9 protein-coding genes are annotated in these 14,991 nt (G+C 46.3%); 2 read left to right on the plus strand and 7 right to left on the minus strand.

Translation table 11 applies throughout. The features are described 5' to 3' along the window. Window positions 1–15: 15 nt before the first annotated feature. Window positions 16–486 (minus strand): MerR family DNA-binding protein, encoded by a 471-nt coding sequence (locus AYJ58_RS10440; protein ID WP_106651800.1) that lies wholly within the window; start codon window positions 484–486, stop codon window positions 16–18. 156 nt (window positions 487–642) lie between these two features. Between AYJ58_RS10440 and AYJ58_RS10445 the strand changes: the two genes are divergently transcribed. Further along, window positions 643–2,877 (plus strand): heavy metal translocating P-type ATPase, encoded by a 2,235-nt coding sequence (locus AYJ58_RS10445; protein ID WP_106650067.1) that lies wholly within the window; start codon window positions 643–645, stop codon window positions 2,875–2,877. A gap of 311 nt (window positions 2,878–3,188) precedes the next feature. Beyond that, window positions 3,189–4,781, plus strand: coding sequence for an ABC-F family ATPase (locus AYJ58_RS10450; RefSeq protein ID WP_106651801.1), 1,593 nt, complete (start codon window positions 3,189–3,191; stop codon window positions 4,779–4,781). Between the two features lie 187 nt (window positions 4,782–4,968). Here the strand turns inward: AYJ58_RS10450 and AYJ58_RS10455 are convergent, their stop codons facing one another. From AYJ58_RS10455 to AYJ58_RS10480, 6 genes are all read right to left on the minus strand, one after another. Then, on the minus strand, window positions 4,969–5,493 hold the full coding sequence (locus tag AYJ58_RS10455; protein ID WP_106650068.1) for a lipocalin family protein: 525 nt from the start codon (window positions 5,491–5,493) through the stop codon (window positions 4,969–4,971). A 355-nt stretch (window positions 5,494–5,848) separates the two neighbouring features. Continuing rightward, the gene (locus AYJ58_RS10460) at window positions 5,849–8,443 is read right to left on the minus strand and encodes an FAD-binding protein (protein ID WP_106650069.1); all 2,595 of its coding nucleotides are present in this window, start codon (window positions 8,441–8,443) and stop codon (window positions 5,849–5,851) included. A 176-nt stretch (window positions 8,444–8,619) separates the two neighbouring features. Then, the gene (locus AYJ58_RS10465) at window positions 8,620–9,648 is read right to left on the minus strand and encodes a sensor domain-containing diguanylate cyclase (protein ID WP_106650070.1); all 1,029 of its coding nucleotides are present in this window, start codon (window positions 9,646–9,648) and stop codon (window positions 8,620–8,622) included. A 302-nt stretch (window positions 9,649–9,950) separates the two neighbouring features. After that, window positions 9,951–10,988, minus strand: coding sequence for a transposase (locus tag AYJ58_RS10470; RefSeq protein ID WP_106650071.1), 1,038 nt, complete (start codon window positions 10,986–10,988; stop codon window positions 9,951–9,953). A gap of 235 nt (window positions 10,989–11,223) precedes the next feature. Next, the gene (locus AYJ58_RS10475) at window positions 11,224–11,601 is read right to left on the minus strand and encodes a DP-EP family protein (RefSeq protein ID WP_106650072.1); all 378 of its coding nucleotides are present in this window, start codon (window positions 11,599–11,601) and stop codon (window positions 11,224–11,226) included. Between the two features lie 20 nt (window positions 11,602–11,621). Beyond that, the gene (locus AYJ58_RS10480) at window positions 11,622–14,849 is read right to left on the minus strand and encodes an nSTAND1 domain-containing NTPase (RefSeq protein WP_106650073.1); all 3,228 of its coding nucleotides are present in this window, start codon (window positions 14,847–14,849) and stop codon (window positions 11,622–11,624) included. Window positions 14,850–14,991 lie beyond the last annotated feature (142 nt).

The following is a 14,991-nucleotide window of genomic DNA, read 5'->3' on the forward strand; positions in this document are numbered from 1 at the left end:
TCTTATTTGTCGTTATTACTTCAGGTTTTTAGCGCAACACTCAGAGCCTGCATCGTGCAGGCTTTGGTCTTTTTGGCACTTGTCATCGTCAGTATCGTGGTCCTCGTGGCTCAGGCTATCGATAATGGCGCAATGAGGTTGTTCGCCGCCTTGGCATAGGGTCACCATGTGGTGTAATTGCGCCCTAAGCTGTTGCAACTTATTAATTTGCTCTTCGACATAGGCAAGGTGAGTTTGGGTAAGCTGCTTAACGTCCTCGGCATTACGGCTTTCATTGCCCTTAAGGCCAAGCAAGGATTTGCAATCTTCTAGACTAAAACCTAAGTCGCGACATTGATGCACAAACTTAAGCGCTTCAATATCTTGATGGCGATAAACCCGATAACCTGCCTCATTGCGCTCGCCGCACACTAAGCCAATATCATGGTAATAACGGATACTCTTAACACTCAAGCCTGTTTGTTTCGCCACTTCGCCTATCTTCATCTTGACCTCTTCTTTGAGTAACTGAATGGTCTTATCCCTTTCGCCCAGCAATTAATTGTCGATGTGATCACATTGAGCAAATTCATCCTTGACTCTCCCGCAATGGGAGACTTTATCTTAGACCTATAGTGTAAAACATCAAGTGAGGGATCTCCCATGTCTATGACCAGACTCTATGTCGCCAATATGAATTGTGCTGGCTGCGTTGCGAAAATTGAAAAGGCGTTTGCCGCCCAAGCGGGCGTCGAAGCGCGTGTGAATCTCGCCGATAAACAAGTGACGGTAGAAGGTAAGATGAGCGCCGATACTGCCTTAACTGTGATGGAAAATGCAGGTTATCCGGCGCAGATAGTAGTGGATGCAAAAGTCGCCGCCGAAGAAAAACGCCTTGAAGATGCCGCCGAGTATCGTTTGCGGATGCGCCAAGCCATAGCCGCGCTCGTTGTGGGCGTGCCTATGATGCTGTGGGGATTATTGGGCGGCGAGATGATGATCAACAGTCCAGCGATGCAGCTTGGCTGGGGCATTATGGGACTGGTCACTTTGGCCTTACTCATCACCACGGGCGGACATTTCTACCAAGGTATGTGGCGGGCGCTCAAAGCCAAAACCACCAATATGGATACGCTGATTGTGCTGGGCACTAGTACGGCATGGGCTTATTCCATGCTGGTGGTCATTATGCCGAGCGCATTCCCTATGGATACCCGCCATGTGTACTTTGAGGCGAGTGTGATGATTCTAGGTTTGATTAACTTAGGTCATGGACTCGAGCTTAAAGCGCGGGGCAAAACCAGCGAAGCGGTGCAGCGATTACTTGGATTGCAATCCACCACTGCGATTCGTATTACAGATAAGGGGGATGAAAAGGTTGAGATAAGTCAGTTGAAACTGGGCGATAAGCTGCGTTTGCGCCCCGGTGACCGAGTTGCCCTTGATGGTGAGGTCGAAACAGGACAATCCCTACTCGATGAAGCCATGCTCACAGGTGAGCCTATTCCCGTGCTTAAAAATCGGGGAGATAGTCTGAGCGCGGGCACAGTCAATGGCAACGGCAGCTTAGTTTACCGAGTAACAGCGGGGCAAGAAGATACTAAACTCGCCAAAATCATTGCACTGGTGCAACAGGCACAAACGTCAAAATTGCCCATAGGTCGATTGGCTGACAGAATCTCAGCGGTATTTGTCCCGACTGTGGTGGCGATAGCGCTGTTGGCAGCGGCAATTTGGTATTTTGTGGGGCCAGCACCCGCCTTAAGCCATGCGTTAGTGGTGCTGACGAGTGTGCTCATCATAGCGTGCCCCTGTGCGCTGGGGCTGGCGACACCTATGTCTATCATGGTGGCTGTTGGCCGCGCCGCCCAAATGGGCGTGTTAGTTAAAAATGGCGAGGCCTTGCAAACCGCCAGTAAAGTCGATTGTGTGGTACTGGATAAAACCGGCACTGTCACCTTAGGCAAGCCGCAGGTCACTGATTTTACTTTAGTGCAAACGCTGAGTGATGCCGACAAAGAAACCTTGCTGGGCGAGATTGCGAGCCTTGAGCAGCACTCTGAGCATCCTTTAGCGGGGGCAATTGTCAGTTATGCCAAGGGATCCCTGTCACAATTACTCGACACACAGGCATTTACGAACCATCAAGGTAAGGGGATTGAGGGCAAGGTCGATGGCGTATCGCTGGCGATTGGTAATCTCGCCTTGATGACAGCTTTGGAGATTGTCAATCCCGATGGCAGTGCCTTAGATTCTAACTCGACATTAAGCTTTGCAAATCAAGGTAAAACCCCGATTTATGTCGCCAAAGCGGGCAAGTTAGTGGCCACTATCGCGCTTGCCGATCCGATTAAACCCGATGCGAAAGACGCCATCGCGGCCATGCTGCAAAGGGGGATTCGCGTCGTGCTGTTAACGGGGGATAACCCACAAACGGCGCAGGCAGTGGCCGACCAAGTAGGCATCACCGAAGTGATTGCTGGCGTACTGCCAGAGCAAAAACAACAGCATGTGCTGGATTTGCAAAAACAAGGGCATGTGGTGGCTATGGTTGGGGATGGCATTAACGATGCGCCCGCCCTGATGAGCGCCGATGTGGGGATTGCGATGGGATCAGGCACTGAGGTGGCGATTGAAAGTGCGGATATCACCTTGTTGTCTCAGCAGTTGATAGTGATTGCTAACTTATTGGCATTATCGCGGGCGACGATTACCAATATTAAGCAGAATCTGTTCGGCGCCTTTGTGTATAACAGTTTGGGTATTCCGGTTGCGGCGGGCGTGCTTTATCCACTCACGGGCATGTTATTAAGCCCTGTGATTGCGGGGGCTGCCATGGCCTTGTCTTCACTGACTGTGGTGACGAACGCCAACCGCTTAAGACGGCAGAAGTTGTAGTCTTTACTATTCACATAAGCCCTTAGCGTTGGCAAGCAGTGCAACGCTAAGGGTCATCAGATTGTCATTCTGTTCGAATACATTGAAAGCTAAGCCAATAGGATAAAATTAATTACGCTTCTCACGCTGGCATAGTGGGGCGATTTTGGCACTTACTCTGGCTTTAGATTGGCCTTGGTAGTTGATAATTTAGCCCAAACTGCTATAGTGCCACGTTTATTTTTACCCCTTCGGCATAGCGTTATTTGGTTTATGCTTACTTAAGCGGCGCCAGCTGGCTCGGCCAACATTACTCGATTTGGAAGTTCATTTTGATCACAACAGCAAATATCACCATGCAGTTCGGCGCTAAGCCACTGTTTGAAAACATCTCAGTTAAATTTGGCGGTGGTAACCGTTACGGTCTTATCGGCGCAAATGGCTGTGGTAAATCGACCTTCATGAAGATCCTGTGTGGTGATCTAGACCCTAGCAGCGGTAACGTTTCGTTAGATGTGAATGAGCGTCTGGGTAAACTAAGCCAGAACCAGTTCGGTTATGAAGAATTCAACCTGATCGATACTGTGATCATGGGTCACCGCGAACTGTGGAAGGTAAAACAAGAACGCGACCGTATTTATTCTTTGCCTGAAATGAGTGAAGAAGATGGTATTGCCGTTGCCAACCTAGAAATGGATTTTGCTGAGATGGACGGTTATACCGCCGAATCTCGTGCCGGTGAATTACTGTTAGGTGTAGGTATCGGTATTGAAAGCCATTTTGGTTTGATGTCTGAAATCGCCCCGGGTTTAAAACTGCGTGTGCTTCTTGCACAAGCCCTGTTCTCTGATCCAGACGTGCTGCTGCTCGACGAACCTACCAACAACTTGGACATCGACACTATCCGTTGGTTGCAAGACATGTTGAACCAACGTAGCAGTACTATGGTTATTATTTCGCATGATAGATATTTCTTAAACTCAGTCTGTACGCACATGGCTGACTTAGACTACGGCGAACTGCGCGTTTACCCTGGTAACTACGACGAATATATGCAAGCGGCGACTCAAGCTCGCGAGCGTTTATTGTCTGATAATGCGAAGAAAAAAGCCCAGATCTCTGAGCTGCAAACCTTCGTAGCACGTTTCTCGGCTAACGCGTCTAAGGCCAAACAAGCCACCTCTCGTGCCCGTCAAATCGACAAGATTAAGTTAGACGAAGTCAAAGCCTCTAGCCGTGTGAACCCCTTCATTCGTTTCGAGCAAGAGAAGAAACTGTTCCGTAATGCTTTAGTGATTGAAAACCTAACTAAAGGTTACGATAAGCCACTATTTAAAGACTTAGACTTGATTGTTGAAGTGGGCGAGCGCATTGCGGTACTGGGCGAAAATGGTATCGGTAAAACGACCCTGTTACGTACCCTGATCCACGATATCCCGCAGGATGCAGGTACTATCCAATGGTCTGAAAACGCCAACATTGGTTACTATGCACAGGATCATGAGTCTGATTTCGCTAACGATATGACCTTGTTCGAGTGGATGAGCCAATGGCGCAAACCAGAAGATGACGACCAATCGGTACGTGGCATTTTAGGCCGTATGTTGTTTGGCTCTGACGACATTAAAAAGTCAGTCAAAGTGCTGTCTGGTGGTGAGAAAGGCCGTATGTTATTCGGCAAGCTCATCATGCAAAAAGCCAATATTTTAGTGCTCGACGAACCGACCAACCACATGGATATGGAATCGATCGAATCATTGAACAACGCGCTGGAAATGTATGAAGGCACCTTGATTTTCGTGAGTCATGACCGTGCATTCGTATCGTCGCTGGCAAACCGTATCCTTGAAGTGACTCACACAGGCGTGAATGACTTCAGAGGCACTTACGATGAGTTCCTTGCCAGCAAAGGCATTGAAGTCTAACGCTATTTGTTATTTAGCTGCATGTGTAAATACATGCATTTAAATACATGCATTTAAATACAGTGCAGCTAAATGCAGCATCAATAAAAACGCCGCGATTCATTGCGGCGTTTTTGTATCCATTGGTTGTCTTTTATCTAGCGATTAGCTTTTCGCGCACTCGATTTTAGCGCATTGGCGGCACTCGTTAGGGCGCTGACTCTTGCTGCACATAAATCAAATTGTCGGTATCAAAGCCGCGTGCTTTAGACATTTCAACAAACTTTTGCAACACCTCGGGTGGCACAGTCGGGGTTTTAGCCAATAGCCACAAATAACCTGTGTCGGGTCCCGATATAAAAGCGTATTGATAGTTTTCATGATCTAATTCGAAGACCACATACGATCCATAAAATGGCCCAAAGAAGGAGACTTTCAAATAGCCTTCTGAGTCCCCATTCACAAAATAGGCCTTACCTTCGGCTTCTTTCCATTCATTTTTAGCCGCGGAAAATCCACGGTTAATGACCCTAACACCACCATCCTCTTTCAGGCTGTATTCTGCGCTAACTTGGCTTAAGCCTCTTTCGAATGAATGATCTAATCGTGCAATTTCGTACCATTTACCTAAGTATTTATTCAGCTCAAAATCATTAACGGGTTGAACCAACTTAGGCATGCCTAAACAACCGCTGAGCAAAAATATACTAATGACTAACAGTAGCTTTCTCAATTTGACCTCCTGATCCTAAGTCTTAGTCGTATATCTTGAGTTAAATGTTCAATCAATCCTCTGTCGAGCTTACACTATTTTCTTCATATTATTTCAGCTACTTGGCTTCTGTTGGTAAAAGTTCTGTTAGTTAAAGTTCTGTTGTCTAAAGCCGTCTCGGCGAAGCCTTGTGGCTTACTCGCTTGCAACCCGCACTTTGCGCTGACTGATAAAGCCCATCAGCGCGAGCACTACGCTTGCCATGCTTAAGCGGGTGAGTTTCTCGGCAAAGAAATAATGGGCAAAATCGACACCGTCCTGTGGACGGCGTCGATTTTGCCCTAAAAACTCACCCTAGGCTATGTCAGTGTATTAACTAAATAATGCTTTTACGTGAGCGGAAATGGTTAAAGCTATCTTGGCTGTAGGCCGCTTTAATCCGTTTTAACGCGGCGTAGTTATGGTCGAAGTACACATCAGTGGGGATGGCCTTATCTTTGAAGCTGATAAAAGCGCCTGAGGTGTTGGGGATGTCATAATTTCGGCTGGCATCAATCCAATCGAGCGCACGATTAATGCGAGTAAACACTTGGCTATCCTGCAATTGTTGTTTCTCTTGCAGGGCGTTATTCCACCAAGTTTGATATTGAATCGTGTATTGTCTGTCCTTGTAGGGGAAGGCGCTGCGGCGCTTTTGCTCTTCACCCATAGTGCGATAGTAATCGCCCGTAATGGCGCCAAGGGTAACATAGGTAAATAGCCCCAATTGGCGATTGCCTTCGAGCACATAGTGCGAAGTTAAGCTTTCGAGCAGTGGCTTATAACCATCCCTTAGCCCCGTTTGATTGACTAAGCGTGAGGTGACTTTATGGGGCGCGGGTTCATCCACATCGGTTGGATTAGGTGAGCGGCTTATGCCTTGTAAGTCAGCTTGCAGATGATGAAAAGATTCCCTTTCCCAACAGGGCATTAGGTTTTCACCGTAGGCTTTGGTGAGTCCGCCCATACCCTCAATGCGAATATCATTGGGCACTAGGCCAAATTCATTAAATTGTGTCTGGATAAAGTGGTTTAGGCTGGCGGAATTGCCCTCCCAAAAACCATACATCAAGCAGTTATGCTTAATCGAATCTGTGTCTATGTCTGGCGTTTTGTGTTGTTCTGCGGGGAAATTTTTGGCATTTATCTTGAGATTAGTGCCAACCAAACAGCCAGTGCTGTCGGCATTTATGATGGCTTCCCAGCGCTGTAAAATGTCTTTTGTTGGGGTGTGCTCAATGATTTCATGGGTTTGTTTATCATAGCAATTCCACTCTAACTCAAACTTGATAAGGCTTGGCGGTAGTGGAAAGGTTTGCACAAAAAAGCGGGTCACTATGCCGTAACTTAACCCGCCGCCACCTTTGAGCGCCCAGAGTAACTCAGGTTTATTGGCAACCGAGACGACTTGGGTTTCACCAATACCGAGGACAATTTCTGCCTGTAATAGGGATTCGCAGCACATGCCGTATTTGCGGGTCCAAGGTCCTGAGCCGCCTCCCATAATAAATCCCGCTAAGGCAACGCAGCCGCTCGTACTATGGGGGATCATCACGCCTTTTTTTGCAAGGGCTGTGGTGAGTTCGATAAAGCGATTGCCTGGGCCAATGGCCGCAATACCTGTGATGGGATCTAAAGTGAGGCTATTCATCTTCAGCAGATCCAACACTATGGTATTGGTCTCAGTGCTTTCTCCTTCGTGATCATTCCCACCCGAGCGCACGCTGATCGGCAAGTTATAATCGATGGCCGCTTTATAGGCGGTTTTGACTTCTTCAGTGGAAGTGCATTTGATGATCGCCAGAGGTTTTTTTTGTAACCTGCGGTTGAACAGCTGGCAAGCCTGTTGGTAGGCAATCATTTGCTTACCCGTGCTGACCGAGAATTGCTGTTCACTATAATAATGGCCACTGGTAATAATATTGTCGGCCGGAATGTGTGCGCGAACTTCATTGATAAAGTTAACAAAGTTTTTGGCTTGGGTGATCACTACGTTTTCACTAATACGTACTTCTGCACTTAATTCTTCTTCGGTCGATTGAATAATCAAACAATCCCGTTCGAGTTCATTTGCGACGGTCACGTTAATGCTCGAGCGATAGGCCGTCAGCGATTTAAACACTTCAATATTGAGTGTGATATCCGCTTGGTTGCTCGCCGCGTAATTAACGACATAATTAAAATTAGGCCAAGTGTTATAGTCGCACTCAATAATATAAGCTCGGCGTTCGTGGGGCGGAATAATCTTTGGCAGCTGTTGATTATAGGTGTTGCTATCCGCAGTACTTTTTATAAATTGATGTTCAGTGTCATTAAATATAACCAGTAATACTTTTTGTCTTTTGAGTGGAATAAAGTTTTCATCGCGGAAATTATGCGTATCTTGATGCTGATAAATGTAAAGGTTATTTTCGGTAATTGATTTCTGTTGCGCTGGATTACGATAATAGTCGACGATTTCGGTTCGGGTTAATAATCGGCTGAGCAAGGTGATGGCAAATATTTCGTCATTGAAATGTGTGTCACTGTGATTCGGTAAAGACACGTTTTCAATTAAAAATTCATTGTCGGCAACCAGTGACAGATTATTGAGCTGTGTATGGGTAATTTCACCATCCACATAACAACTGATTTCATGGTATTCGTGGCAAATAGTTAATAAGTGCCACTGGCCATCGTTGAGTCCACCTAAGGTTGATATTGCCTCTACCCGCAGTAAGGTGGTATTAATCACGCATTCAATATGCCCCAGTGAATTAATATCCACCGCGAAATAGGTATCTTCTCGATCAGTTTTATAATGGAACACACGCCCAGCTGCGCTGGTTTTTACCCAACACTGGTAAGTGAATATGGCAAGGGGTGACGTGCTCACGGGTAAGCTTTTTTCAATCACTGCCCGTATATTTCTTGATGCCTCAAGCTTGTCCATATTCGTGCGTCCTTTCGTGTGTTTTTTATGTTTTACTCAGTGCGCTAAAGCGCGACTGGTGTCATTCATCCCGTGGTTAATCCATTATGTAACTCAGTTTTGCTAACTAAACCGCGGGTAACTATGTTGTTTTGGATAAATCAGTTTTGGGTAAATCAGTCGCCAATAAATGGGGATTAAAGTGACGCGTTAATCCTGTCACGGCCATCGGCTTTGGCGCGGTACAATGCGGTATCGGCAGCGCACAGCATGGCGAGTGAGGTACGGTACTGGCCATTGATTTCACTCGCAATCCCTTGGCTCGCGCTCACAGAGACATAGTTGCGCAGCCCTTGCTCAGTAAAGCGCAGGTCATTAATCCCTTGCTGCACTTTTTGGGCAATCGTCAGTGCCATTTTGGCATTGTGGCTTGGTAGTATTAGCGCGAATTCTTCACCGCCGTAACGCGCTGCCAGGCCAATGTCTATCGGCACTATGTCAGCAATCACTTTGGCAATCTTGCGTAGGCATTCGTCGCCTTGGATATGGCCGAATTGGTCGTTGAACACTTTGAAATAATCCACATCGATAATCACCACGCTGATAGGGCGCAGCTTACCTGTGCATTCTTCCCAATAGTGATGCAGCATTTCGTCGAAGTATCGGCGGTTCGCCAGCCCTGTCAGTGAGTCTGTGGCGGCTAATTTACGTAGCTTTTGATTCTCCGCTTTGTGCTGCGTTAAATCGTGCATCATCATCACGAACAGAGGTTCATGGCTGGGGATGTAGGAAATGGAGAGTTCGACATCTTTTGCTTTGCCTGAGGCGGTAATGAGGGTGATTTCTTCGGCGCAGTGCTGAACTGGAATGCCGCAGTTTTTGCCTAGCTTAATATCATTGCTTAGCAGATTGTCGTAGCGAGCTTGATGGTGCTCGGTCAAAAAGTTACGCCAATCTTGTCCCTTCAAACTGGCCTGCGGGCATGTCAGTAAGTCAGCACCTTTGCTATTGCTAAAGTAAATGTAACCTTGGGCATTGACGATAATCACAGGCTCAGTTAGATGCTGAATAAACTGTTGAATCGTTTCAATCGAGGCATGCTCGAAGAAGGTTAACGGCAATGCGGGCTCGACCAAGCCTTGCTGCGCAGTACACTGTAAGCCATTGTCTTCACCCACAAGTGATAATGGATGTTGTGAGCGAGTCTGTTTAGGTGAGCTTGTCATTGTTATCATTCTCCGAGAACCTAATGTCATCTGCGCTAAGCGCTTTTCTGATGATGACTTTATTCTTCGCAAAGAAAAGATACCTTCTGCTTACCTTCCGATTTAATCTATTGTTTATAAAGGTTTTAAATTTACTCTTTTCGCGGTGAATTCTCCGGTTTAGCGGAAACGTGCGAGATTTTTGGGCATGGCTAAGTTGAAAGAGTGGCACTCATGAGTGGATTTTTGGCTATTAAGTGGCAAGCGCAAAGGAAGTTAGTATCGAAATTTAACCGCAGATAAAGAGTGGGGAAACGGCTCGTTCACCCTAAAGGTTGATTTGGATGCAGAGCTTCGCTACTCGATTTTCCCCTACACCATTTACCACCTTGCTGAAGTTTAAAAGCACACATCGCATCCCAACGACCGCTGATGCCACTGTACTGGCGGCGAAAATCTTTAGCAGAGCTGAGCCAAGCATCTGATGCAATCCCTAACTCATTGAGCAGTTTTGGTCGCTGGTTATCGATACAGCCTTTTTTATCATGGCGAATCGCGCGACCCGTCCAATCGATAAGTTCCAGATAATCGGCAAAATGAAAGGGGATGCCCGTTTGCCGATGAAGGTGCGTTGCACCATCAAATTTTGCGAGGGATTTATGTGGTGTTGGCTGAGAGTTATCTACAGGGGGTTGGGTTATCAGTGGTGTGACGCTGTTAGGGGAAAGTGCATTTAGACGTTCTTGAATTGATGTAAAATCAGAGGATTGCAAAGAGTCGGTAATCCCTGCTCGAATAGGGTTTAAATCCACGTACATCATGCAGGCTAGTAAGGCTTGCTCATCTAGCAAAGCTTGGGATTTGAAACGGCCTTCCCAGAAGGCACCTTTACACTCATCTTCTCGATTTGCTTTACGGGCAATCTCTTCATTTAGGCAGCGCATAAACCAAGAAATACTGCTTAATCGCTCTTGCCACTCGGCAATTAAGACATCGAGTAACATGCGTTCACCGTCGATTAAGGCATCACCATTCATATATTTAGTGGCAATGGCATGGCCTTTAGTGATTTGGCACCAGCGGCTGATAACCTCTTTTGGGCTTAAGGTTTTTGCTTCCTCAACATCAATTTTAAGTACTAAATGGTAATGGTTGTTCATCACTGCATAGGCGCAAATGTCGATACAAAAGATGGTGGATAATGCTTTGATTTTATCGACAATCCAGCCACGTCTATGCTCATAACTGCGGCCTGAGAGTTTATCCTCACCGCACAGAAAAGCCCTTCTGACACAGCGATTTATCACATGATAGAAGGGCGTTGTATTAGCATCGATAAGCATTCTTCTGGCCGAGGTCATGACTCGCTCCAAACAGACAAGGTGAAGATAATTTAAAGACTAGTAGAAGAGGGGACAAAGCACAAAAAGACATGGCTGTCCCAGCTTTTAGCTCCAGCTTTTAGCTCCATTAGCACAAATTAATTTGAATAAAGTAGGACATTGGCCTTGCTAAACCCGAGGTGACCATATATGTCCCAGCTTTTTCAGGAGGCACTTATCTCGAAAAGATATGGCTGTCCCCACTTCTCCCTTCTTAGTTTTGTGGGCGATTGATAATTTGAGGATCTGGACTTAAAACGAGTAATGTATTAGCTGTATTACTTAATACAAATTGGAACTTTGTAGTACCAGTGGTTCTATCGAGGTCTACAAGTTGTAGTAACATACCATCGCTGCTAATGGTAACCGCATCGACAATGCCATCAAATGGGGTTACAAAGCCTACACCGACAAATTTTAACCCTTTACCGGTTTGGTCGTTGAGTAAGTAAGTTATTGTGCCAGCTTGAGTGACGGTGATATCACCTTGGCACACTTGACCATTGGCATCGGTATAAATAAATACGGGTTCACCATTTTCTAGGGTTACATTGACTTTTATAAATTGAGCTAAGCCTTGTGGTGCAAACATATTAACTTCCTTTTTTTGGGTTAAAATCTAGTGTTTTGTATTTGAGATTCAATTAATAACTTATTTAAAGACTCATCATTAATGACTTCACCTAAGCAGTCAATAGACTTAATGTAGGGAACAGTAAAGTTTGGTGATTTATCTTTTTCAATTATTGGTGAAAGTAATTTTTTTGAATCGAGGCATAGTTTATGTTTGATATTTTTGTCTTTAGCAGTTTTCGCCTCTAATAAAATACTTTCTGATAATTTAGATATGTAATTAGTGTTTTGGTGGTATTTTTTAGATAGTTTAAAGAATTCATTTTTTGCTTGCATGACAAATTCTATACTCTCAGAAAATCTCCCTTGTTGTTGTAGGTTTTTTGCTGCTGCCAGAAAGAAACTGGCATAAACATCATCTTTCTTTGATGAAGAGTTTAATGCAATATCTGAGTCAATTAATGATTTTAATCTTTCAATTTCATCACCTACAGAATGAGAGAAAACTAAGACTTTGAAATATTGGTAATACTTTTGGTTTTCCCAAATATCATTATTAGGATCTTTCTCAAGTGCCGCTGAAATAGCTTCTAAACCAAGTCTGGCTTGTTTTAGAGCCTGTTCGGGTTGGGCTTGATAGTCATATAATTCTGCAAGAATTTGATGACTAGCTGATAGCCTATCTAAAATATATGGCTGCTTATTATTTTTGCTTAATTCTTGTTGGAGCTGAGTGTGGATTCGTATTGCCGAAATTACATCGCCTTGTGAAACCGCAGCGCTGGCTAACCAAGAGCGCGTATCCGCCACATCCGCAATCAACTGACTATCCTCAGGCGCTTTTGCCAAGGCGAGCAATTTAAGCCTTAATGACTCTTCAAAATCTTGCTGCGCTTTGGCAAATTCCTGCTGTTTCATCGAAACTGAGCCCAAAGTGTTATGGGCATAGGACAGCTCCATCAGCGCATCTTTATCCTCTGGCGCAAGGGCGTACATGGTTTGGCTGTATTTTAAGTATTGCTCGTAAAAAGGGCGTGACGCCGCCCAATCACTGACATCATATTTTAATTGTCCTAACCAAAAGGCATTGGCACCTAAGGTTTTCAGTAGGGCTAAGTTTTCCGGCTGCAATTCGAGCAGCGGTAGCATTTTTTCCTGCGCGGCGAGCAGGGCGCTGCGGGCTTCATCGATTTTATTGCGCGAATAGGCGACTTCGCCCATGGCCTCTAAGGTTTGGCCGTGTTGGAAACGGGCATCAAAACTTAAGTGCGTATCATCTTCTTTATTGGAAAAATCACTGAAATATTCCAATGCCTTATTACTGATGCCGTCGAGTAAATCCATTCGGCCGATGCCGCGCATCTTATCGGCGAAGTCACCCACCATAAACCCAAGCAGATCTTCGGCGGCGAGGCGTTTTTGCTGGGCAAGCTTTTCGGCTTCGATACTGCGAACGCTCATAATGACCGAGGTTAAGGTGAGTACGCACAGCAGGGCGACTGTGATGCGCCTCGTCCAGCGCAGCATAGTGGCGCGTTTGCTGGAGGCGGCAATAAAGGCGGTTTCGGGATCGTCTAAATCGAATAACGGATTTTGGCTGAGGCTTTGGGCTTCTTTTAAAGGTTTACCTTCAGCGAGTAGATAGGCGCTGTGTTTGGCTTCGCTGAGCCAGCGTGTTGAAAGATGATGTAGGCGACTCTTAATACTCAAGCTGTCGCTATGTTCGCTGATCCACGCAGTCGCCCTTGGCCAGCGACGCAGCAGGGCTTCATGGGCGATGCTAAAACAGGGCTCACCATTTTGCAGATGGGACACAAATAAGCGGCTATCGACCATGGCTTGCACTAGGGCGGTTTCGGCCGCGCTTTGCAGCTGCGACCAGCGGGCGGTGCGGCTGGTGATGGATTTTTCATCTTCACGCAGGGTGACTAACAGGGACAAAATCCGCGGCAGACTGGCTTTTTCGGCATCGGTTAAATGGGAGATGGCCTGCTCGGCATTTTTACCGATAGCGCCTTCGATACCGCCCAAGGTGCGATACACAGAGACTAATAGTTTGTCATCGTCGCTGCGTTGCAAATACAAGGCCTGCAGTGTGTATTGCAACATGGGCAACGCATCTGGGTTGCTGGCGGCATCGCTACAGAGCATTTCATCGAGCGGCATGGCAGTGTCGCTATCGATTTCCCAAGTTAAATTGGCGGCAACGGCTGGCAGGCGGATCATTTGTAATAGCTCAGTGCGGGTTGGCGGCGCTAAGTCAAAATGGGCGCCGCGGGCTTTACCCGCCATTAAGCTTGGGTAATTGACCAATAAAGGATAAAAATCGTTGCGACAGGCACTGATGATAATCACGGCTTTTGAGGTGGCGAGTTGCTCCAATAATTCTATGAACTGGGTTCGTTCGGTATCGCTAAATAGCGGTGATGAGAGCAACACTTCTAATCGGTCGATAAATAAGGCAAAAAACGGATTGGAAAAGGGTTTAGCCTTGAGCGCTTGGGTGCACTGGTTGATCACGCTTTGGATATCTTCGACGAGTTGAATCGCCAGAGTCTCAGCGCTCATGCCTTCGAATACTGGGATGTCGTTGATTTCCCAGTCGAGCATAGCACTGGCAAGATCGGTGAGTAGTTGTCCTTTACTCACATCGGCAAAATCTAAGCTGCTGAATGACGCGACACCAATGCCGTTATAGCCGTCGCCCTTCATTAAATTGGGCACAACACCCGCATTAATCAGGGAAGATTTACCGCTGCCACTTGGGCCTAAAACCAGACAGAAGGCACGACCATAGATGATTTGCTGGCTGATACGGTTAAGCAAAGTGCTGATTTGTTCACTGCGACCAAAAAACACCTCGGCATAGTTAGCGCTATAGGCTTGCAGACCCGGAAAGGGCGAGCCGCCTTGCCAACTCTGTGGGCTGGCGGTGGCTTGGTGTCCGATAGGAAAACGCACTTCGGCTAAGGTGCGATAGCCGCGTTTGCGTATGGTTTCTATATAGGTGGGTTCGGTGGCGCTATCGCCTAATGCGCGACGTAACTGATTGATAATCTTGTGTAGTGGATTGTCGCCAGTGTCGACCCCCGGCCAGCAGTGGCTGACTATTTCATCACTGCTGACGACTTCGCCCGCCCGTTGACAGAGAAACAACAACACATCCATCGCCTTGGGCTCAAGTTGTTTGACTTGTTTGCCAAGGAGCAGACTATTGGCGCTGGGATTGATTTGCCATTCACCAAAAAAAAATGTGCTGTCACTCATAACGATGTCCATTTATTGAGTATTGACCATGGCACGGTAAAAACTTGCGCCGTGAGTCACTCTTATTGTTATACGTATTGTTATAAAGATCCGTGTGCTTGTCATTCAAAGGTCTGACGTCAAGACGTTGACATTATGCCGT

Origin of the sequence: Shewanella sp. Pdp11 (assembly GCF_002838165.1) — a bacterium.
GTDB lineage: Bacteria > Pseudomonadota > Gammaproteobacteria > Enterobacterales > Shewanellaceae > Shewanella > Shewanella hafniensis.